Origin of the sequence: Burkholderia sp. KCJ3K979 (assembly GCF_016759955.1) — a bacterium.
Classification (GTDB): domain Bacteria; phylum Pseudomonadota; class Gammaproteobacteria; order Burkholderiales; family Burkholderiaceae; genus Burkholderia; species Burkholderia orbicola.
The window spans coordinates 1-3,171 of sequence record NZ_JACFYV010000368.1; the positions used below are offsets into that span (position 1 = coordinate 1).

The window sequence follows — 3,171 nt, forward strand, 5'->3', positions numbered from 1 at the left end:
GCCGAGTGCACTTAACCCCTGTCCGGTGCACCACCGGCCTCACTCGCCCGCTCCGGCCGGCGCCGCCCGCCCGGCGGCTGTGGGATAATCGCGGAGTTTGCCCAGGGCGCAGCTCAAGAGGTTGTTCGCACGGGCGCGAGAGAGGCCTTTATTCCCGTGCCTCCACCCTTTTCCCGCGATATTTCTTCAGCCATCACCATGCCCACTTACCGCTCCAAAACCTCCACCGCCGGCCGCAACATGGCAGGTGCGCGCTCGCTGTGGCGCGCCACCGGCATGAAAGACGACGATTTCTCGAAGCCGATCATCGCGGTCGTCAACTCGTTCACCCAGTTCGTGCCCGGGCACGTGCACCTGAAGGATCTCGGCCAGCTCGTCGCGCGCGAGATCGAGGCTGCCGGCGGCGTCGCGAAGGAATTCAACACGATCGCGGTCGACGACGGCATCGCGATGGGCCACGACGGCATGCTGTACTCGCTGCCGAGCCGCGACATCATCGCCGATTCGGTCGAATACATGGTGAACGCGCACTGCGCGGACGCGATGGTGTGCATCTCGAACTGCGACAAGATCACGCCGGGGATGCTGATGGCCGCGATGCGCCTCAACATTCCGGTGATCTTCGTGTCGGGCGGCCCGATGGAAGCCGGCAAGACGCGCCTCGCGAACCCGGTCACCAAGACCGTCGAACTGAAGAAGCTCGACCTCGTCGACGCGATGGTGATCGCGGCCGACCAGTCGTATTCGGACGCCGACGTCGCCGAAGTCGAACGCTCGGCCTGCCCGACCTGCGGCTCGTGCTCGGGCATGTTCACCGCGAACTCGATGAACTGCCTGACCGAAGCGCTCGGCCTGTCGCTGCCCGGCAACGGTACGGTGGTCGCCACGCACGCCGATCGCGAACAGCTGTTCAAGCGTGCCGGCCGCCGCATCGTCGAACTGACGCGCCAGCACTACGAGCAGGACGACGAACGCGTGCTGCCGCGCTCGGTCGGCTTCAAGGCGTTCGAGAACGCGATGACGCTCGACATCGCAATGGGCGGCTCGACCAACACGATCCTGCACCTGCTCGCGATCGCGCAGGAAGCCGGCATCGACTTCACGATGAAGGACATCGACCGTCTGTCGCGCACCGTGCCGCAGCTGTGCAAGGTCGCGCCGAACACGAACAAGTACCACATCGAGGACGTGCACCGCGCCGGCGGCATCATGGCGATCCTCGGCGAGCTCGAGCGCGCCGGCAAGCTGCACACCGACGTGCCGACCGTCCACGCGCCGACGCTGAAGGATGCGCTCGACCAGTGGGACATCGTCCTCACGCAGGACGAAGCGGTCCGCACGTTCTACCTGGCCGGCCCGGCCGGCATCCCGACGCAGATCGCGTTCAGCCAGAACACGCGCTGGCCGAGTCTCGACCTCGATCGCGCCGAGGGCTGCATCCGCTCGTACGAGCATGCGTTCTCGAAGGAAGGCGGCCTCGCGGTACTGACCGGCAACATCGCGCTCGACGGCTGCGTGGTGAAGACGGCCGGCGTCGACGAAAGCATCCTCGTGTTCGAAGGCTCGGCGCACGTGACCGAATCGCAGGACGAAGCGGTCGAGAACATCCTGAACGACAAGGTCAAGGCCGGCGACGTGGTGATCGTGCGCTACGAAGGCCCGAAGGGCGGTCCGGGCATGCAGGAAATGCTCTACCCGACCAGCTACATCAAGTCGAAAGGGCTCGGCAAGGCGTGTGCGCTGCTGACGGACGGCCGGTTCTCGGGCGGTACGTCGGGGCTGTCGATCGGCCACTGCTCGCCGGAAGCGGCGGCGGGCGGCGCGATCGGCCTCGTGCGCGACGGCGACCGGATTCGCATCGACATTCCGAACCGCACGATCGACGTGCTGGTGTCGGACGAGGAACTGGCGCGCCGCCGCGAGGAGCAGAACGCGAAGGGCTGGAAGCCCGCGCAGCCGCGCCCGCGCAAGGTGTCCGCCGCGCTGAAGGCATACGCGAAGCTGGTCATGTCGGCCGACAAGGGCGCCGTGCGCGATCTGTCGCTGCTCGACGACTGATGCGGCGGGCGGCGGGCGACCGGTAGCGCCTTACCTCGCCCCGCTTGCCCGATCCAAAAGCCGCTCTCAAAAGCCGCTCTCCGGAGCGGCTTTTTTTGTCTGGTGCCCGGAGAACCCGCGGCACCGACGCCGTCAGTGGCGGAGTTCGTCGGGACCGCCGCCTCCACCGCCGCCATGGTTGCCGCCGCCGTTTCCGCCGCCTTGCGGCCGCGCATAACCGCCGCCGCCCCAACCTCCCTGGCGCGCGGGCTGAGGCATCGTGCGGGCTTCGCCGCCCGGCGCGGGCGGCGGGCTGGCCGGGCGCGTATTACCCGCGCCGCCCGGCATCGGCGTCGGCGCCGCCGGGCTGGCCGGACGCACATTACCCATCCCGCCCGGCATCGGCGTCGGCGCCGCCGGGCTGGCCGGGCGCGCATTACCCATCCCGCCCGGCATCGGCGTCGGCGGGCTGGCCGGACGCGCATTACCCACTCCACCCGGCGCCGGTGCCGGTGCCGGTGCAGCCGGCGGCGGCACGCGGTTCGCGCCGTTCCAGCCGCCGCGCGTCGCCGACGGCCGCGTGTCATGCACGGGCGGCGGGCCGCCCGGCGTGACTTGCATCGGCGCACCCGGTTGCGGACGCCCTTGCGCGGGCGGCATGCCGCCGGGGCCGAGCCTCGGCTCCGCACGATGCGCCCAGCGATCACGGTCGGGATACCACGGGCGGTGCCGGTAATAGCGATCCCAGTACGCGCCGATCGCAAAGCCGGTCACCGGCACGCCGATGATCGCGCCGTATTGGAGCAACGGCACGTAGCTGCCCTGGTACGGATAGTCGAGCAACTGCGCATCGATCCAGCCGCGCACGCCCGGCAGCGCGACATCGCACCACGTGTAGTCGCTCAGGCAGCCGAACACATCCAGCGCGGTGCCGGGCGGGATCTGCGCGACCACCGGATAATCGGGCGCCGGCCCGGCAAACAGCTCGGCCGGCGAGTTCGTGTAAGCGCTGCTCTGCGCATCGGCGACGCCCGGTGCGGCCGCGAGGCCGGCCAGGACGACGCACAGACTTCGGACAATCGTGTTCCTCATGATGCTCTCCCGCGCCGCGCCGCCGCGCGCCGGTCAGTGCCG

General features: G+C 69.3%; 2 protein-coding genes. One reads left to right on the top strand and one right to left on the bottom strand.

The genetic code is table 11. From position 1 onward, the window contains the following. Window positions 1–198: 198 nt before the first annotated feature. Complete coding sequence (ilvD, locus tag H3O04_RS34685) at window positions 199–2,058, top strand: dihydroxy-acid dehydratase (RefSeq protein WP_202589448.1); 1,860 nt, start codon at window positions 199–201, stop codon at window positions 2,056–2,058. 132 nt (window positions 2,059–2,190) lie between these two features. On the opposite strand, the gene H3O04_RS34690 is transcribed toward ilvD, so the two are convergent. Next, on the bottom strand, window positions 2,191–3,129 hold the full coding sequence (locus H3O04_RS34690; protein WP_077179659.1) for an SH3 domain-containing protein: 939 nt from the start codon (window positions 3,127–3,129) through the stop codon (window positions 2,191–2,193). Window positions 3,130–3,171 lie beyond the last annotated feature (42 nt).

Coding starts and splice junctions, on each gene's coding strand:
- ilvD (WP_202589448.1), top strand. CDS start 199: ATGCCCACTTACCGCTCCAAAACCTCCACCGCCGGCCGCAACATGGCA.
- H3O04_RS34690 (WP_077179659.1), bottom strand. CDS start 3,129: ATGAGGAACACGATTGTCCGAAGTCTGTGCGTCGTCCTGGCCGGCCTC.